General features: G+C 71.4%; 16 protein-coding genes and 1 pseudogene. 11 read left to right on the top strand and 6 right to left on the bottom strand.

Annotated elements, in window-relative coordinates; all coding sequences use genetic code 11:
• Together ACYQ1L_RS18400 and ACYQ1L_RS18395 are read left to right on the top strand one after the other, a co-directional pair.
• A complete protein-coding gene (locus ACYQ1L_RS18400) occupies positions 1-987 on the top strand; it encodes a DnaJ C-terminal domain-containing protein (RefSeq protein WP_460005454.1) in 987 nt (328 codons plus the stop codon).
• A 132-nt stretch (positions 988-1,119) separates the two neighbouring features.
• A complete protein-coding gene (locus ACYQ1L_RS18395; RefSeq protein WP_460005453.1) occupies positions 1,120-1,602 on the top strand; it encodes a heat shock protein transcriptional repressor HspR in 483 nt (160 codons plus the stop codon).
• Between the two features lie 45 nt (positions 1,603-1,647).
• Here the strand turns inward: ACYQ1L_RS18395 and ACYQ1L_RS18390 are convergent, their stop codons facing one another.
• The gene (locus ACYQ1L_RS18390) at positions 1,648-2,106 is read right to left on the bottom strand and encodes a hypothetical protein (protein WP_460005452.1); all 459 of its coding nucleotides are present in this window, start codon (positions 2,104-2,106) and stop codon (positions 1,648-1,650) included.
• Positions 2,107-2,130: 24 nt separating this feature from the next.
• Between ACYQ1L_RS18390 and ACYQ1L_RS18385 the strand changes: the two genes are divergently transcribed.
• Entirely contained in the window at positions 2,131-2,598 is a 468-nt protein-coding gene (locus ACYQ1L_RS18385; RefSeq protein ID WP_460005451.1) for a DUF4185 domain-containing protein, read from the top strand.
• Positions 2,599-2,607: 9 nt separating this feature from the next.
• Here the strand turns inward: ACYQ1L_RS18385 and ACYQ1L_RS18380 are convergent, their stop codons facing one another.
• Complete coding sequence (locus tag ACYQ1L_RS18380) at positions 2,608-4,164, bottom strand: molybdopterin-dependent oxidoreductase (protein ID WP_460005450.1); 1,557 nt, start codon at positions 4,162-4,164, stop codon at positions 2,608-2,610.
• A 129-nt stretch (positions 4,165-4,293) separates the two neighbouring features.
• Between ACYQ1L_RS18380 and ACYQ1L_RS18375 the strand changes: the two genes are divergently transcribed.
• The 4 genes from ACYQ1L_RS18375 to ACYQ1L_RS18360 all read left to right on the top strand — a co-directional run bounded on the left by ACYQ1L_RS18375 (position 4,294) and on the right by ACYQ1L_RS18360 (position 7,094).
• Positions 4,294-4,971, top strand: a complete 678-nt coding sequence (locus tag ACYQ1L_RS18375) for a fasciclin domain-containing protein (RefSeq protein WP_460005449.1) — start codon at positions 4,294-4,296, stop codon at positions 4,969-4,971.
• A 132-nt stretch (positions 4,972-5,103) separates the two neighbouring features.
• Positions 5,104-5,703, top strand: a complete 600-nt coding sequence (gene sigK / locus ACYQ1L_RS18370) for an ECF RNA polymerase sigma factor SigK (protein ID WP_460005448.1) — start codon at positions 5,104-5,106, stop codon at positions 5,701-5,703.
• Positions 5,700-6,518 (top strand): anti-sigma factor, encoded by an 819-nt coding sequence (locus ACYQ1L_RS18365; protein ID WP_460005447.1) that lies wholly within the window; start codon positions 5,700-5,702, stop codon positions 6,516-6,518. The genes sigK and ACYQ1L_RS18365 overlap by 4 nt, the downstream gene beginning before the upstream one ends.
• Before the next feature lie 144 nt (positions 6,519-6,662).
• Complete coding sequence (locus ACYQ1L_RS18360) at positions 6,663-7,094, top strand: DoxX family protein (RefSeq protein WP_460005446.1); 432 nt, start codon at positions 6,663-6,665, stop codon at positions 7,092-7,094.
• Positions 7,095-7,188: 94 nt separating this feature from the next.
• Here ACYQ1L_RS18360 and ACYQ1L_RS18355 read toward each other — a convergent pair whose 3' ends face one another.
• The 4 genes and pseudogenes from ACYQ1L_RS18355 to ACYQ1L_RS18340 all read right to left on the bottom strand — a co-directional run bounded on the left by ACYQ1L_RS18355 (position 7,189) and on the right by ACYQ1L_RS18340 (position 9,732).
• A complete protein-coding gene (locus tag ACYQ1L_RS18355) occupies positions 7,189-7,704 on the bottom strand; it encodes a hypothetical protein (protein WP_460005445.1) in 516 nt (171 codons plus the stop codon).
• A 6-nt stretch (positions 7,705-7,710) separates the two neighbouring features.
• Complete coding sequence (locus ACYQ1L_RS18350; protein WP_460005444.1) at positions 7,711-8,520, bottom strand: glycoside hydrolase family 183 protein; 810 nt, start codon at positions 8,518-8,520, stop codon at positions 7,711-7,713.
• Positions 8,481-8,726, bottom strand: a pseudogene (locus ACYQ1L_RS18345) (DUF4185 domain-containing protein); the annotation flags it as partial. The gene ACYQ1L_RS18350 and the pseudogene ACYQ1L_RS18345, both read right to left, overlap by 40 nt.
• Before the next feature lie 46 nt (positions 8,727-8,772).
• Complete coding sequence (locus tag ACYQ1L_RS18340; RefSeq protein ID WP_460005443.1) at positions 8,773-9,732, bottom strand: glycoside hydrolase family 172 protein; 960 nt, start codon at positions 9,730-9,732, stop codon at positions 8,773-8,775.
• Between the two features lie 315 nt (positions 9,733-10,047).
• Between ACYQ1L_RS18340 and ACYQ1L_RS18335 the strand changes: the two genes are divergently transcribed.
• From ACYQ1L_RS18335 to ACYQ1L_RS18320, 4 genes are all read left to right on the top strand, one after another.
• On the top strand, positions 10,048-11,028 hold the full coding sequence (locus ACYQ1L_RS18335) for a LacI family DNA-binding transcriptional regulator (RefSeq protein WP_460005442.1): 981 nt from the start codon (positions 10,048-10,050) through the stop codon (positions 11,026-11,028).
• A gap of 132 nt (positions 11,029-11,160) precedes the next feature.
• Entirely contained in the window at positions 11,161-12,699 is a 1,539-nt protein-coding gene (locus ACYQ1L_RS18330) for an FGGY-family carbohydrate kinase (protein ID WP_460005441.1), read from the top strand.
• A complete protein-coding gene (locus tag ACYQ1L_RS18325; protein ID WP_460005440.1) occupies positions 12,696-14,444 on the top strand; it encodes a GH116 family glycosyl-hydrolase in 1,749 nt (582 codons plus the stop codon). The genes ACYQ1L_RS18330 and ACYQ1L_RS18325 overlap by 4 nt, the downstream gene beginning before the upstream one ends.
• The gene (locus ACYQ1L_RS18320; protein WP_460005439.1) at positions 14,441-16,072 is read left to right on the top strand and encodes a fucose isomerase; all 1,632 of its coding nucleotides are present in this window, start codon (positions 14,441-14,443) and stop codon (positions 16,070-16,072) included. The genes ACYQ1L_RS18325 and ACYQ1L_RS18320 overlap by 4 nt, the downstream gene beginning before the upstream one ends.
• Positions 16,073-16,093 lie beyond the last annotated feature (21 nt).

Raw genomic sequence — 16,093 nt, 5'->3', positions numbered from 1 at the left:
ATGGCTAGCCAGGACTGGTTCGACAAGGACTTCTACAAGACGCTCGGCGTCGCGAAGGACGTCTCCGAGGCGGATCTGAAGAAGACCTATCGCAAGCTCGCGCGGAAGTACCACCCCGACTCCAACCCCGGCGACGCCAAGGCGGAGGCGAAGTTCAAGGAGATCAGCGAGGCGTACTCGGTGCTCTCCGACAAGGAGCAGCGCGCCGAGTACGACCAGATCCGCGCCATGGGCGCCGGAGGGGCCCGCTTCACCGCGCCCGGCAGCGCCGGCAACGGCGGCTTCGAGGACGTCTTCAGCGCGTTCAGCCGGGGCCGCGGCGGGCAGTCCGCCGACTTCGACGACATCTTCGCGATGTTCAACCAGGGCGGCAGCTCGTTCGGGTCCGGCCGGTTCGGCCAGGCGTCCGGCGGGTTCCGAGGGTTCGGCGGCCCGACCAAGGGCGCCGACGTCACGGCCCGGACGACGCTGTCGTTCGCGACCGCGGTGAAGGGCGAGACCGTCACGCTGCAGGGCGACGATGGCCGGCCGCTCAAGGTGAAGATCCCCGCCGGCGTGCAGGACGGGCAGAAGATCCGTCTGCGCGGCCGTGGCCGGCCCTCGCCGGACGGCGGGGAGAACGGCGACATCGTCGTGCAGGTCACGGTGCGGCCGCACCCCGTGTTCACGCGGGACGGGCTCAACCTGCGCGTCACCGTGCCGGTCACCTTCACCGAGGCGGCCCTGGGCGCCACGATCGAGGTGCCGACGCTCGGCGGCGACCCGGTCAAGCTCCGGGTCGCGGCGGGAACGCCGTCCGGCCGCGTGCTGCGGGTCAAGGGCCGCGGCGTCACGACCTCGAAGGGCAGCGGCGATCTGCTCGCCGAGGTGCAGGTGGCGGTGCCGGGACACCTGGACGAGGCCGCGCGCGAGGCGCTCGAGCGCTTCCGCGAGGTCGAGCCTGCGGAGAACCCGCGTGCCGAGCTTCTGGCGAAGGCGCGGGCGTGATGCACCTGTGGTCGTTGAGCGTCCTTCGTCTCGTCGCTGCGCTCCTCGCTCAGGAACCGGTTCTCCGGTCCCTGAGCGAGCGCAGCGAGACGAAGGGCGCCTGGCGGCATCGAACGGCAGCGGAGACGCGCCATGGCCGATGAGCGCATGAGCGCCGACACCCCGGTCTTCGCGATCGCGGTGGCGGCCGAACTCGCCAGGATGCACCCGCAGACCCTGCGGCAGTACGACCGGCTGGGCCTGGTCGTGCCGGGCCGCACCCGCGGCGGGTCCCGCCGCTATTCGATGCGCGACATCGAGAAGCTGCGCGAAGTCGCCCAGCTGAGCAGCGAGGGCATGAGCCTGCCCGCGATCGCGAAGCTGCTCGACCTCGAGGACGAGGTGCGCACGCTCCGCCGCCGCGTCGTGGAGCTCGAGCACGACCTGCGCGAGGAGCGCGCCAATCGCCCCGGCGTGCGGGTCTTCGCCGCCGGCGCGACCGGATCCATCATGGCGGTCCCGTCCGGTCGCCGGATCCGGCGGTCCACCGAGATCGTGCTGTGGCGGCCGTGGCTGGGCCGCCCCGAGGCGTCTGACGCCGAGTTCGCCGAAGACCCTGACGACAGCGAGCGCTGACCCCGCTCGCGGGTGACGCGTTGCGCGAGGCGCGCGGCTGGGCTGTCAGCCCAGCGGTTCGACCACGAAGCGGAGGGGCGCGCCCTGGCGGAACGGCTGCACGACCTCGACGTTCTCGAATGCCGGCCCGCCCGGGATCTCCGAAGCGCTCGCCCAGTACGACCAGCGCCCGTTGACCTGCGCGCGCAGATCCGGATCCGGGTCGTCGACCCGCCAGGTCTGTCGCATCCGCTGTCCGATGAAGCGCCAGTGCTCGGCCGTATCGGGCGCGTACGCCGCCGACCACGGGTCGACCTCGTCGCCGACCGCCGCGACGAGCACCGCGTCCCCGTCGCGGACGAGCTCGTCCAGCGCGAACGACGCGTGCTCCGCGAAGCCCGTGCCGGTGAACCCGGGCCAGAGCTCCGCCGGCGTGACGACGCGGTGGGCGAGCTCGAGGCGCCGCAGCCGCGCCCAGTTCCCCATGGTCGCGGTGAGGATCAGCCGCCACTTCCAGTGCATCACCTGGGGCAGGGGAACGACGGCTACGTGTACATCTACGGCACCGGGTTCCAGCGCGACAAGGGCATCGTGCTGTACCGGGTGCCGCAGAACAGCATGACGACCCTGTCGGCGTACCAGCCGTGGGGGTACGCGAACGGCGTCTGGGCCTGGGGCAACCCCGCCACCGAGGTGCTGCCGGGCAAGTTCGGCGAGATGTGTCTGCGTCCGCTCGGCGGCAAGTGGATCCTGACCTGGTTCAACGCCGACGCCTACCGGATCGACGCCATGGTGCTGAACACCCCCACCGACAACCTCTACACGGCGACGAAGACCACCCTGCTGTGGGGCGGGAACTGGGGCGCCGAGGACGCGACGCACGTCGCCCAGCTCTACGGCGGGTACATCATCCCCGGCTCGACCCTGTCGGATCTGCATCTCACCGTGAGCCAATGGAACACGGGCGACAACAGCGTCTACCACGTGGAGCAGTTCCGGATCCAGGGGCTCATCTGACGGCGGTGGTCATCCTGCCGTGCCGACGCGGACCACGGTCGACTGCCATCCGGTCGAGCCGTTCGGTGCGATCGGGGTGCGCTCCTGCTCCTGCATCCGGCCGTGCCGATCGGTCGCGCGGACGACGAGGGTGTGACTCCCGCTCGTCGCGTTCCAGTCGAGGAACCACTGCACCCAGGTGTCGACGCTGACGGGAGCGGACAGCGTGGCGGTCTGCCAGGGGCCGCCGTCGATCTGCACCTCCACGCGGGCGATCCCCACCGTCTGCGCCCAGGCGACCCCGGCGATCCGGGCCGCGCCCGGCGGGATCTCCTTGTCGATGCGCGGGGTGTCGATCCGGCTCGACAGCTTGATCGGTGCCTGCGCGCTGTACCCGCGCGGCGTCCAGTACGCCTGATCCTTCTCGAACGTCGTGACCGTCATCCGGGTGAGCCACTTCGTCGCCGAGACGTATCCGTAGAGCCCCGGCACGACCATTCGCACGGGGAATCCGTGCTCGGGCGGCAGGGGCTCGCCGTTCATGGCGACGGCGAGGATCGCGTCGCGGTGCGGATCCGTGAGCGCATCGAGCGGCGTGCTCGCGGTGAACCCGTCGATGCTGCGCGAGAGGACCATGTCGGCGCCCGTCTCCGGAAGGGCGCGGGCGAGCACCTCGCGCACCGGCACGCCGAGCCAGCGCGCGGTGCCGACGAGGTCGCCGCCCACCTGGTTCGAGACGCAGGTGAGGGTCACGGCGTACTCCCGCAGGCCCATCCGCAGCAGCTCGTCGAAGCTCAGCTCGACCTTCCTGCCGACCATGCCGTCGACCGTCAGCCGCCAGTCCGCCGGGGCGATCGCCGGCACCGAAAGCGCCGTGTCGACGCGGTAGAAGTCGGCGTTCGGAGTGAACAGGGGAGACAGGCCGGGGATGTCCAGCTCGGCGCCGGCGGGCACGGTGACCCGCGACAGCGGCTCCGGCAGCCGCAGCGCCTTGCGTGCGGCCGCGATCGAGGTGGTCGCCGCGGTGCCGAGGCGTGCGCCCACGCCGGCGAGGACGGCGGCGGCGGCCCCGACCGCGGTCAGCACCAGGAAGCGCCGGCGATCCGGGCCTGCCTCGACGCCGGCCGCGGGGACGCGCCAGCGGTGCAGCGCGCGGATCGAGAGGGTCAGGAACGTGCAGCCCGCGATCGCGCCGACGAGCGGCGGCAGGGCGGAGGCGCCGCTCGCCCCCGCGCGCGTCACGGTCGCCAGCAGCCCGGCGACGCCGGCGAGGGCGAACACCGCGACGCCGGCCCAACGGCGCCGACGCTCGAGAAGACCCGCGACCGCCGCGAGCAGGAGCACGCCGACGCCCAGGGTCAGCAGGAGGAAGAGCTTGTCGTTGGCGCCGAAGAGCTCGATCGCCAGCTCCTTCGCCCACTGCGGCACGATGTCGATGACGAACGAGCCCGCCGCGAGCAGCGGACTCGCGTCGCGCGCCACGAGGAAGGCCGTGATCTCGGCGGCGGCGACGAACACCGCGCCGCTCACGACCCCCGCGACCGCGGCCCAGATCCGTGCGCCTGTCTTCCCTGTGCTCTCACCCATGTCCCTGGTTCGTCGCGATCGGCCGATCGGATGGCGATCGGACCGGATCCAATCCGGTGCGGGTGCGGCTCCGAACGCATCGTGTCGGCCGATGAACGGTCGCGATGCACCAGTCAAAGGAGAAAGATCATGCGATCCACTGTTCGCCTGCACGCCAGGGCGTCGCTCGCCGCCGCCAGCCTGCTCGCCGCCGCGGCCCTGGCCCTCACGGGCTGTTCGTCGATGTCGGGCTCGTCGTCCGGCTCGTCCTCGGAGCCCGCCACCAGCGCGCCGGCCGCGTCGCCCACCCAGACGATGGATCCGGCGGCCGACCTGGTCGGTCCGGGATGCGCCGCCTACGCGCAGCAGGTCCCCTCCGGCGCGGGCTCCGTCGCCGGGATGGCGCAGGACCCGGTCGCGACGGCCGCCAGCAACAACCCGCTGCTGACCACGCTGGTCGCGGCGGTCTCGGGCAAGCTCAACCCGAAGGTCAACCTGGTCGACACGCTCAACGGGAGCGAGTTCACCGTGTTCGCCCCCGTCGACGACGCGTTCAAGAAGATCGACCCCGCGACGATCGACACGCTGAAGACGGACGCGGGAGCCGACACGCTCAGCAAGATCCTGACGTATCACGTCGTCGCCGGTCAGATCTCGCCGAAGGACATCGTCGGCACGCACAAGACCGTGGAGGGCGGCGAGGTGACCGTGACCGGCTCGGGCGACAGCCTCAAGGTGAACGACGCGAACGTGATCTGCGGTGGCGTGCACACGGCCAACGCGACGGTGTACCTCATCGACTCCGTCCTGATGCCGCCGGCCCAGTAAGGGCGGCGCTTCGCCGGGCCGCCCGGGCCGCGTCCGCGCAGACATCGTCTGAGCGAGCGGTCCGGTCGGCCGGTGAACGGGACGCGGGAAAGGTTGGCGACGCATTGCCGCGACCAGGCGCGGAGGTGGGGCATGCTGGACTCGATGGTTATCGACGACCGCGAGCACGCGGAGCAGGACGGCGGCGACGACCCCGCGTCCGCGCTGCTGGTGCGCGTCGCGCAGGGCGATCAGTCGGCGTTCGCCGAGCTCTACGACATGCTGTCCTCGCGCGTCTTCGGCCTCATCCTCCGCGTGATCGTGAACCGGGCGCAGAGCGAGGAGGTGCTGCAGGAGGTCTTCCTCGAGATCTGGCAGACGGCGTCGCGCTTCTCTCCCGATCGGGGACGGGGGAGGACCTGGATCCTGACGATCGCCCATCGTCGTGCGATCGACCGCGTGCGGGCCTCGCAGTCCAGCGCCGACCGGGACACGCGGATCGGCGTGCGGGATCTCGACGTCGCGCACGACAGCGTCGCCGAGCAGGCGGAGCTCTCGATCGAAGCCGAACGGGTGGTGGGCGCCCTCTCGGCCCTCCCCGAGACGCAGCGCGAGGCGCTGGTGCTCGCGTACTACGGCGGCTACTCGCAGAGCGAGATCGCCACCATCACGGGTTCGCCGCTGGGAACGGTGAAGACCCGCATGAGAGACGGACTCACGCGTCTGCGGACGCACTGGGGGGTGAACGCATGAACGAGCAGGAGTTCGCCGAGCTGGCCGCAGGGCACAGCCTCGGGTCGCTGTCGGCCGAAGACGAGCGCCGCTATCGGGCCGCGCTCGCCGCGCATCCGGAGTGGGCGCCGATCGCCGAGGACGATGCGGACACCGTGACGCTCCTCGCCGAGGGGGTGCCGCCGGTCGCGCCGCCGCCGGCGCTGCGCGACGCGCTGCTCGCCCGCATCGCCGTGACGCCCCAGGATCCGGATGCCGGTCGCGACGCGGGCGTGGAGAAGCCGGAGCTCGCACCGGCGCCGGGTGTCACGCCGTCGATCGCGCGCCCGGCGAACGACGACACCGCCGACGCGGACGCCGTCGAGGCGGGGACGCGACGCCGCCCGCGCAGGCTCCTGTTCGCGCTCGCCGCGTGCCTCGTGCTGATGGTCGGACTCGGCGCGGGCGCCGCGGTCGTCATCCCGCAGCTGCTGCGCCCCGCGGCCGTCGTGGCGCTGGACCGGATCGAGAGCGCTCCGGACGCGGCGCAGAAGACGGTCTCGCTTCCCACCGGAGGTCGCGCGACGGCGCACTGGTCGGCATCGATCGGCGCGGCCGTCCTCGTCTCCGACGGGCTCGAGCCGCTGGACGGGGCGCGCACCTACGAACTGTGGTTCGTGCGCGGCGACACCCCCGTCTCCGCCGGGGTGTTCGACGCGGAACCCGGGACCACCACGGCGCAGTTGCGCGGGAGCATGCACGCCGGAGACGCGATCGCCGTCACCGTGGAGCAGGCCGGAGGCTCGCCCACCGGCAAGCCCACGACCCAGCCGATCGTCGTCATCCCGACCTCCTGAGGTCGCTCGCCCGGAACGCGCTGTCGCGAGGTGCCGAGCCCGTGTTCAGAGACATGACAGGCGGCGCTCCGTAGCGTGGGAGGACGGGGCGGACGCCCCGAGCCGCGCCCGCCGCGGTGTCCTGCCGCGAAGGAGCTGTCCGGAATGACGAACACCACGAAGCCCGCCGCCTCTCTCGGACTCCTTGTCCTGCGCCTCGTGATCGGCGGCGTCTTCGCCGCGCACGGCGCGCAGAAGGTCTTCGAATACACCCTGCCCGGCACCGTCCAGGCCTTCGCCGGAATGGGCGCGCCGCTGCCCGAGATCGCCGGCCCGGCGATCGCGTTCCTCGAGCTCGTCGGAGGGATCCTGCTCGTCGCCGGGCTGTTCACCCGTCCCGTCGGCGTGCTGCTCGCCGCCGACATGGCGGGCGCCATCGTGCTCGTGCACCTCGGCAACGGCATCTGGGTCGGCGACGGAGGGTGGGAGTTCGCCGCCGTGCTCGGCGCCGGCGTCCTGGCCCTCGTGTTCACCGGCGCGGGTCGCTACGGTCTCGACCGCGCCGTGCTGCGCGGACCGGTGCGCGCCCTGGCCTGAGCCCGGTCGGCGCCGAAAGACGGAAAACGTCGCTCCCGGAGCTGCGGGAGCGACGTTTTCCGTCTCGACGCGGGATCCGTGGACCCGCGAGGCGTCAGGGCACCCGGACGAGCGCGACGTCGTCCAGCTGCATCCAGATGTCTCCGCTGTTCGTCCACACGCCCCCGTAGAGCTGCACGGTGTCGCGGTCGCCGGAGTCGAACGTCACCGTGAAGCGCGTCCACGCGCCCACCGAGACGAAGTGCGCCTCCGAGATCACCGTGCCGTCGAGCGAGCGCGCACCGAAGTAGCCGACATCGCTGTTGACCGAGGTGCGCAGGAAGCCCGTCGGCCGGTAGCTCGTGTGCGGCTGCACGGCCACGTCCTGCCAGAGGTCGCGCCAGCCCTGGTTGTAGCGCACGAACGCGCGGTGGTCGCCCGTGAAACCGCCTGCCGGGACGTTGTCGATCCCCGAGTTCGGCTTGCCGCCCCAGGTGCCGTTCGTGCCGTCGCCGAGTGTCGTCGCGCGTTCGAAGCTCGGATCCGACACCAGGTTCGGATCGACGATCGTGCCGTTGCGATCGATGCGCAGATGCATCAGATACACGTTGTACGGGTTCCACTGCGACATCGTGAATTAGATCTCGCCGTTCTTGTTCCACGGATGGAAGTAGCCGCCGTAGAGCGCGGGGTAGTCGGTCGAGCTCGCCACGGTCTGCGCCGGCGTCCACGGGCCCTCGGGGCTCTGCGCGGTGCGCAGGACGATGTCCTCACCGGACAGCGTCATCATCAGGAACCGCTTGCTGTAGTCGTCCCACTGCACCGACATCTCACTCATCGGCGCCTCGAGGACCGGCTTCGCCGCCGACTCGTCCTTGTTCCAGGAGGAGCCGTCCCAGTACCGGTACGAGGACTTGTCGAGCAGCTTCTGCGCGGGCACCTTGGCCACCGACGCGGGTCCGTTGCGGCCGTTCTGCGTGCCGAAGACGCAGATCGTGCCGCCCTTCTGCGCGTACGCCTGCATCTGGAAGGGATCATGTCCGTCCGGGTTGTCCCAGCGGGTGTCGGACACGGTCCAGGTCTCACCGTCGTCGTCGGAGTAGGCGATGCCGGCATGGTTGGTGTCCCACACGCCGGGCGGACCCCACTGCCGCACCGACATGAACCCGAGGTACTGGCGGCCGCCGACGGAGATGCCCGACGTCGGGATCACGGTGATCTCGTCGCCGTCGATCTTCTTCGACGGGATGATCTGCTTCGCGATCCCCGCCGGATCCTGCACGGCGTGATCGAGCAGCATCCCGTCGGACAGGTCGGTGTCGCTCGAGCGCAGCAGCACGTTGCTGCGCCAGTTCCCGTTGGGCGGCGCACCTCCGCCGGGCCGGTCCAGGAGTTGCCGAACGTGTCGCCGAAGGCGGTGAGCACGTGGCCCGATCCGTCGTCCCACATGATGCCGAGGTCGGTGGCCTTCACGTCCCACTGTCCCCAGGTGTTGCTGGGGGTGTCGGGGCCGGTCACCTTCGCGACCACGGTCGCAGGCGTGCTCGCCGTCGTGGCGACGGCGGATGGCGGCGTCGCTCCCGCGAAGGCGACCGCGGCCAGGGAGGCGACCGCGGCGCCGGCGATCGTCGCGATGGTCGTCAGGGGCTTCATCGCCCTCTCCTTTCTTCGCGTCGCCGGCGCTCGCCGTGCGACGGGGTCAGCTGCGCGGTGCGCGCGGGGGAGTGGATCCGAGGTCGGGCACGGGGGCCGTTCCTAGGTGCACCTCCATGTCGTCGGCCGAGGGCGCCTTCGGGCGCCGTGCCGTCGGACGGTCGAGGTAGAACATCGCGGTGGAGGCGATGTCGTCCCGCAGCGGCAGGTAGCGCCAGCCGCTGCGCCACCCGAGCGCCTGGATGTCGACCTTGGGCAGCCCGGTGGAGAAGTGGATCGGATCCGCGAGGTGCCAGCGGTACATGCCGAAGCGCTGCTGCGACACGTACAGGCCATCGGGGCGGATCACCTGGGGCATGCCGAGGTAGGGGGTCGAGAACTCGGTGTAGCCCTGCCCGGGGATGTCGAAGTTCCACGCGCCGCCGAAGTAGTCCTCGGTGCCGGTGCCGCAGATCGTGGCGTGGTCGGTGTCGTCGTCGAGGTAGAACTTGATCTCGCCCTCGCCCCACCACCCGTTGGAGTTCACGCCCCAGGCGATGTAGGTGCCGACGTACTGGCCCTGGCCCTCGATCCCCTCGAGGATCGTGTGCGGCACGAGCTCCTCGAGCGGGTTCGAGCGACGCCACTGCGCGTGGAAGTAGCCGTCGCCCGCGTAGTCGCCGCCGATCTCGTAGGTCACCTGGTAGTAGACGCGCACGTCGACGACCGAGGTGTTCTCGATGGTGAGGCGCGCTCCTTCGCGGAACGGCATCGGCCAGTACGAGTTGAACCCGCCGTGCGGGTTCGCGGCGATGACCTGCGAGTTCACCTGCGCGAACACGCCCCAGCCGTTGCAGAAGAAGTCGCCGTAGGGCACCTCGACGGCGGGCTCGTCGGCGCCGTCCCAGTACGCCCGCAGGACGAGAGTGCGCCAGTTGTCGGTGTGCGTGGTGATCCAGATGTGCGTGATCTTGCCGGCGCCTTCGATCGCGGCGAGCTCGAAGGTCTCGCCGGCGGCGATGTCCACGCTCGGCGAGATCTTCCAGCCGGGTCCGAGGTCGCGGGCGCAGTCGGCTCACGTGCCCTCGGTGGCCCGGGCGCCGCCGCCGACCGACCCGTCGAAGTTCTCCGGGGAGATCGACCGGGTCTGCACGCGCCGGAGGGCGGAGATCGCGTTCAGGTCGGAAAGAGTCATGGCGGGGGCACGTCCTCGAGTCGGGGGTGGGCGGATCCGTGCGGGATTCCGCAACGGCGTGCGGCCACCCCACCGATTCACGGCGACTGTTGCAATCGATTTCATCGCGATAGTGTGTCCTCACCGACAACAGAAGGCAGGGGCGGGATGGCGACCATCTACGACGTGGCACGCGTCGCCGGCGTGTCCCCTGCGACGGTGTCGCGCGTGTTCAACGGCGTGGGCGTCTCGGAGGAGAAGGTCACGGCGGTGCGCCAGGCGGCCGCGCAGCTGAAGTTCTTCCCGAACCGCACCGCACGGACGCTGCGTCGGCAGAGCTCGGAGGTGATCGCGCTCGTGATCCCCGACATCGAGAACCCGTACTTCACCGAGATGGCGCGCGGCGTCGAGGACGTCGCCTCCGAGGCGGGATACTCCGTGGTGCTGTGCAACACCGACGCCCAGGTCGAGAAGGAGCAGACCTATCTGCGCATCGCGATCGCCGAGCACATGTCGGGCGTGATCCTCGCCGCGGCGTCGGATCGCACGAGTCTCGACGAGATCATGGCGGCCGGGCGCCCCGTGGTCGCGGTCGACCGCACCACGGGTTACGACATCGACGGTGTGATGATGGCGAACCGAGACGCCGGCCGCAGCGCCACCGAGCAGCTCCTCACGGCCGGGTATCGCCGGATCGCGCACATCGCCGGCCCGGAGCACATCGAGACGGCGGTGGAGCGCGCCGACGGCTGGCGTGCGGCGCTGAAGGCGCACGGGCTCCCGGTGGATCCCGATCTGCTGCGGTTCTCGACGTTCCGCGTCGACGGCGGCCGCGCGACCATGGAGGAGCTGCTGGCGCTCCCGGAGCCGCCGGACGCGGTCGTGGCCGGCAACAACCTCATCGGCGTCGGCGCCATCCAGGTGCTCACCGAGCACGGACTCACCCCGCCTGCGGTGGGAGTGGCCGTCATCGGCTCGCTGCCGTTCACGACCCTGTCGCCGAGCGTGGTGACCGTCGTGCGTCTTCCTGCCCGCCACATGGGTGTCACTGCGGCCCGCATGCTGCTGGACCGCATCGGGGGCGATGACCAGCCCGCCCGCACGGTCGTGCTGCGCAACGAGATCCAGGCCGCGACCGTCACCCGCTGAACTCGGTTTCACGAAACCTGAGCCTGGCGCCCGTCTGCCGTACGAGCAGGCCGCGTCGTTTCGCGCGATTGCGCTTGAAATCGATTTCGCGTAATGTGATCGCCGTCCGACCAGGACGAGCGATCGAGGAGGATGCGCGTGCGGTGCACCATCGGTGTCGACATCGGCACCTCCAGCAGCAAGGGCGTTCTCGTGGACGCGCGCGGGGAGATCCTCGCCCAGGCGGCCCGGACGCACGACGTGAGCCGCCCGCGCACCGGCTGGGTGGAGATGGACGGCACGATCTGGTGGGACGAGTTCGTCTCCCTCGCCCGCGAGCTGCTCGCGGCGGCCGCCTCGGTTCCCGGCCCTGTCGAAGGGCAGGGACCGATCGAGGTCGCCGCCGTCGGCGTGAGCGGCATGGGGCCCTGCATCCTGCTCGCCGACGACGCGGGCGCTCCGGTCCGGCCCGCGATCCTCTACGGCGTGGACACTCGCGCCGGTGCGCAGCTCGCCGCGATGACCGAAGAGCTCGGTACGGCCGAGATCACCCGGGTGGGCGGATCCGTGCTCACATCGCAGGCGGGCGGGCCGAAGATCCTCTGGGTCCGGGAGGAGGATCCGGACGCCTGGGTGCGCGCCCGCCGGCTGTTCATGCCGGCCTCCTACCTCGCGCACCGCCTCACCGGCGCCTACGTGCTGGATCACCAGTCGGCCAGCCAGGTCTCGCCGCTGTACGACATCGAGGGCGAGCGCTGGCACGACGCCTGGTGGGAGCGCTACGCGGCACCGGTGGAGCAGCCCGCGCTGCTGTGGGCCGGCGACGTCGCCGGCGCCGTGACGGCCGAGGCCGCCGCCCTCACCGGGATCCCCGAGGGCACGCCCGTGATCGCCGGGACGATCGACGCCTGGACCGAGGCGGTCAGCGTCGGGGCGCACGGCGTCGGAGACCTCATGCTGATGTACGGCACGACCATGTTCCTGGTGGCGACCGGCGAGCAGACGCTGCGCACCCCCTCGATGTGGACCACGGCGGGCGCCTTCGCCGGCACGCGCAACCTCGCCGGCGGTCTCTCGACGTCCGGCGCTCTCACCGGGTGGCTGAAGGGGCTCACCGGCTCCGACTACCCCGAGCTCCTCACCGAGGCCGAGGCGTCGGGGCCGGGCGCGCGCGGGCTCGTGATGCTGCCGTACTTCGCGGGGGAGCGCACCCCGATCCAGGATCCGGACGCGCGGGGCGTGATCGCGGGTCTCACGCTCGCTCACGGGCGAGGCGACCTGTACCGCGCCGCGCTCGAGGCCACCGCGCTCGGCGTGCGGCACAACGTGGACACCATGCGCGCGGCCGGAGCCGACATCCGCCGCATCGTCGCGGTGGGCGGGGGCACGCAGGGCCGGCTCTGGCTGCAGATCGTCTCGGACGTCACCGGGCTCGTGCAGGAGGTGCCGGAGGTGACGATCGGCGCGAGCTACGGCGCGGCCTTCCTCGCGGCCGGTGCTGTCGCGGATCCGGCCCCGAGGATCGAGGAGTGGAACCTGGTCGTCACGACGATCGTCCCGGATCCATGTCTCGCCCCGATCTACGACGCGCTCTACGACCGCTACCTGCGGCTGTACGCCGGCACCGCCGATGTCGTGCACGAGCTGGCCGCGCAGCAGAAGGCCGATGACGCGAAGGAGGCGTCCGCATGACGCGCCGCGCCCGCCCGATCCCGCACACGTCCGAGCGGGCAGCCTTCCTGCTCGGCGGCATCGGCACCGGCAACGTCTCGCTCGGCGCGCGCGGCGAGCTGCGCGACTGGGAGTTGGAGAACCACCCGGACAAGGACCGGCGCAACCCCCGCACGTTCTTCGCGATCCATGCCGCACGGGACGGATCGGATCCGGTCACCCGCGTGCTCGAGGCGCGCGTCACCGGACGGCGCGACTGGGACGCCGGCTTCTCGTTCGACGACCTCGCGGGGCTGCCGCGCCTGGACGCCGCGACCATGCACGGCGAGTACCCCGTGGTCGACATCGACTTCGCCGACCGGGCGCTGCCGGTCGAGGTGTCGCTGCACGCGTTCACCCCGCTCGTGCCCCTCGACGCCGACGCCTCGGGCATCCCCGCGGCCGTGCTGCGCTACCGGGTCGCCAACCCCGGTGCCGTGCCCGTCGCCGTCACGATCGTCGGCAGCGTCTCGCACACGGCCGGACGCGGCGAGCCCGGTCCGGACGCGCCCTGGGGCATGCGCGGCACGCAGACGGTGCGCTGGCGCGACGACGGCGAGGTGCGCGGCCTGGACTTCGGCATCGACCTGCCCGAGGACGACCCGGGCTACGGCACGCTCAGCCTCACCACGACCGACGCGTCCACGACCGTCAAGCCGCAGTGGGTCACCAGCTATTGGCCCGACGGTGCCCGCATGTTCTGGAGCGACCTCACCGCCGACGGCCTGCTCGAGCCCGAGCCCCGGCTGACGCTCGAGGATCGCCCGCGCGGCCTGTTCGCCGAGCCGGGGGACCGGTCCCTGAGCCTGTCGAAAGGCAGGGGCGGGGATCCGGATGCTCCGCCGCTCACCGAGGAGGAGATGCTCGCGAAGCTGCCGCGGCTGCGCACCGGATCCATCGGCATCGTGCACACGCTCGCGCCCGGCGAGGCTCGCGACTTCGAGTTCGTGCTGAGCTGGTCGTTCCCGAACCGGCGCCGCGGGTGGCACGGCCACATCATCATGGACGACGCGCCCGAGGACCGGTCCCTGAGCGAGCGCAGCGAGACGAAGGGCGCCCTGCCGCCGATCGTGCGCAACCACTACGCGACGCTCTGGCCCGACGCCTGGGCGGCCGCCGTGCACCTGCACCGCGAGCTGCCGGCGCTCGAGGCCGCGGGCGCCCGGCGATCCCGTTCGTCTACTCGGACGAGGTGTGGACGGGCGTCGAGCACCAGGTCGCCGCGTCGCTGCTCTACGCGGGGCGGGCCGACGACGCCCTGCGCGTCGAGCGCGCCCTGCGCGCCCGCTACGACGGCGTCCACCGCAGCCCGTGGAACGAGATCGAGTGCGGCAACCACTACGCCCGCTCCCTCGCATCGTGGGCGCTGCTGCTCGCCGCGAGCGGTGCGCAGTGGGACGGGGTCGCCCGGACGCTGTCCTTCGCACCGGTCTCCGGGGCCTTCCTCGAGGGCGACGAGCAGCGCTTCCTCTTCACGACCGGCACAGGGTGGGGGGCGCGCGGACATCCGCGGCGACCGCCTCGTGCTGCACCTCGACGGGGGAGCGCTCCACCTCGCCGAACTGCGGCTGCACGACAGCGTGCTCGCGCGCGACCTGCGGCTGCACGACACCGTGCTCGCGCGCGACCTGCGGCTGCGCGCCGGCGAGTCGCATGCCGCGCCGATACCCACCTCACCGGCGTCCGCCGATCCCAGACCATCACCCAGCAACCGGAGAATCCCATGAGCTACGCCATCCCCGCCCCGACCGAGCGACCCGCCTCCGCGCCGAAGACCGCCTACCTGATCGCCTCCGGAGACCTCCGCGAATCCGCGAACACCGCCGGGTGGGCGACGCAGGTCGAGCTGGAGAAGGGTGTCACCGGCGTCCTGAACGACCTGGGCTGGTCCGTCATCCGGGCCAACGACGTGGATCCGGAGACCGGGCATGGCTTCATCTCCAGCCAGCGCATGGGCATCGAGGTGTTCAAGAACATCCCGGTCGACGCGCCGCTCATCGTCGCCGAGGCGGTCTGGCAGTATTCGCACCACGTGCTCGCGGGACTCCGCACCCATCAGGGCCCCATCCTCACCGTCGCGAACTTCGCCGGCGACTGGCCGGGCCTCGTCGGCCTGCTCGGCCTCAACGCGGGGCTCACGAAGATGGGCAAGCCCTACGCCACGATCTGGTCGGTCGACTTCACCGACGCGTGGTTCCGCGAGGGCCTTGCGGAGTGGACCGAGACCGGGCGCATCACGCATGACGCCTCGCACGTGCGCGCGCTGCCCGAGCTCCCCGACAGCCCGGAGAAGCAGCTCGGCGAGGCGCTCGCCGCAGAGCTGCTCGCGGACAAGGCCATCATCGGCGTGTTCGACGAGGGCTGCATGGGCATGTACAACGCGATCTTCGACGACGAGCTGCTCAACAGGACCGGCATCTACAAGGAGCGCCTGTCGCAGTCGGCGCTGTACGCGGAGATGCTGAACGTCACCGACGCCGAGGCCGACGCCGCCTACGACTGGCTCGTCGCGCACGGCATGACGTTCCGCTACGGCGAGGATCCGGCCACCGAGCTCACCCGCGAGCAGGTGCAGTGGCAGCTGAAGATGTACATCGCCGCGCTGCGCATCGCCGACGACTTCGGCCTCGACGCGGTCGGGATCCAGTACCAGCAGGGACTCAAGGATCTCGTGCCGGCATCGGATCTCGCCGAGGGGATCCTCAACTCGACCGAGCGTCCGCCGGTGACCTCGCGCGATGGATCCCGGATCCTGCACGAGGGCCGCGCGTTCCCGCACTTCAACGAGGCCGACGAGGGCGTCGCGGTCGACGCGCTCGTGACCGACCGGGTGTGGCGGGCGATGGGCCTCGTGCCCGACAACACGCTGCACGACGTGCGCTGGGGCGAGCGGTTCGGCGACGACTTCGTCTGGGTCTACGAGATCTCGGGGTCCGTGCCGGCGTCGCACCTGGGCGGCTGGCAGAACGCGGAGGGCTGGCGGCAGGGGCACGTGTTCTTCCCCGCCGGCGGCGCCACGATCAACGGCGTGTCGAAGCCCGGCGAGGTCGTGCTCTCGCGCATCTACATCGCCGACGGCGTGCTGCAGGCCGACGTGTTCCGCGGCACGGTCGTCGAGCTGCCCGCGGAGGAGACCCAGCGTCGCAAGGACGCCACGAACCCGGAGTGGCCGATCGCGCACGTGGTGCTGCACGGTCAGACCCGCGACCAGTTCATGGCCCGGCACAAGGCCAACCACGCGCAGCTGGTCTACGCGCCCGACGCGGAGACCGCGGACAAGGCGCTCATCGCGAAGGCCGCGATGCTGAACGGCATGGGGATCCGGGTGAACCTCGTCGGCGACGTGAACATCTGACCCGGATCCGGCGGCGAACCG

Source organism: Microbacterium xylanilyticum (genome assembly GCF_054654695.1).
Note: the sequence above shows the minus strand (reverse complement) of the source record. Positions and strands in the feature narration are given on the sequence as shown.

Coding starts and splice junctions, on each gene's coding strand:
- ACYQ1L_RS18395 (WP_460005453.1), top strand. CDS start 1,120: ATGGCCGATGAGCGCATGAGCGCCGACACCCCGGTCTTCGCGATCGCG.
- ACYQ1L_RS18335 (WP_460005442.1), top strand. CDS start 10,048: ATGGCGACCATCTACGACGTGGCACGCGTCGCCGGCGTGTCCCCTGCG.
- ACYQ1L_RS18375 (WP_460005449.1), top strand. CDS start 4,294: ATGCGATCCACTGTTCGCCTGCACGCCAGGGCGTCGCTCGCCGCCGCC.
- sigK (WP_460005448.1), top strand. CDS start 5,104: ATGCTGGACTCGATGGTTATCGACGACCGCGAGCACGCGGAGCAGGAC.
- ACYQ1L_RS18360 (WP_460005446.1), top strand. CDS start 6,663: ATGACGAACACCACGAAGCCCGCCGCCTCTCTCGGACTCCTTGTCCTG.
- ACYQ1L_RS18320 (WP_460005439.1), top strand. CDS start 14,441: ATGAGCTACGCCATCCCCGCCCCGACCGAGCGACCCGCCTCCGCGCCG.
- ACYQ1L_RS18325 (WP_460005440.1), top strand. CDS start 12,696: ATGACGCGCCGCGCCCGCCCGATCCCGCACACGTCCGAGCGGGCAGCC.
- ACYQ1L_RS18365 (WP_460005447.1), top strand. CDS start 5,700: ATGAACGAGCAGGAGTTCGCCGAGCTGGCCGCAGGGCACAGCCTCGGG.
- ACYQ1L_RS18400 (WP_460005454.1), top strand. CDS start 1: ATGGCTAGCCAGGACTGGTTCGACAAGGACTTCTACAAGACGCTCGGC.
- ACYQ1L_RS18330 (WP_460005441.1), top strand. CDS start 11,161: ATGCGCGTGCGGTGCACCATCGGTGTCGACATCGGCACCTCCAGCAGC.
- ACYQ1L_RS18380 (WP_460005450.1), bottom strand. CDS start 4,164: ATGGGTGAGAGCACAGGGAAGACAGGCGCACGGATCTGGGCCGCGGTC.
- ACYQ1L_RS18355 (WP_460005445.1), bottom strand. CDS start 7,704: ATGTCGCAGTGGAACCCGTACAACGTGTATCTGATGCATCTGCGCATC.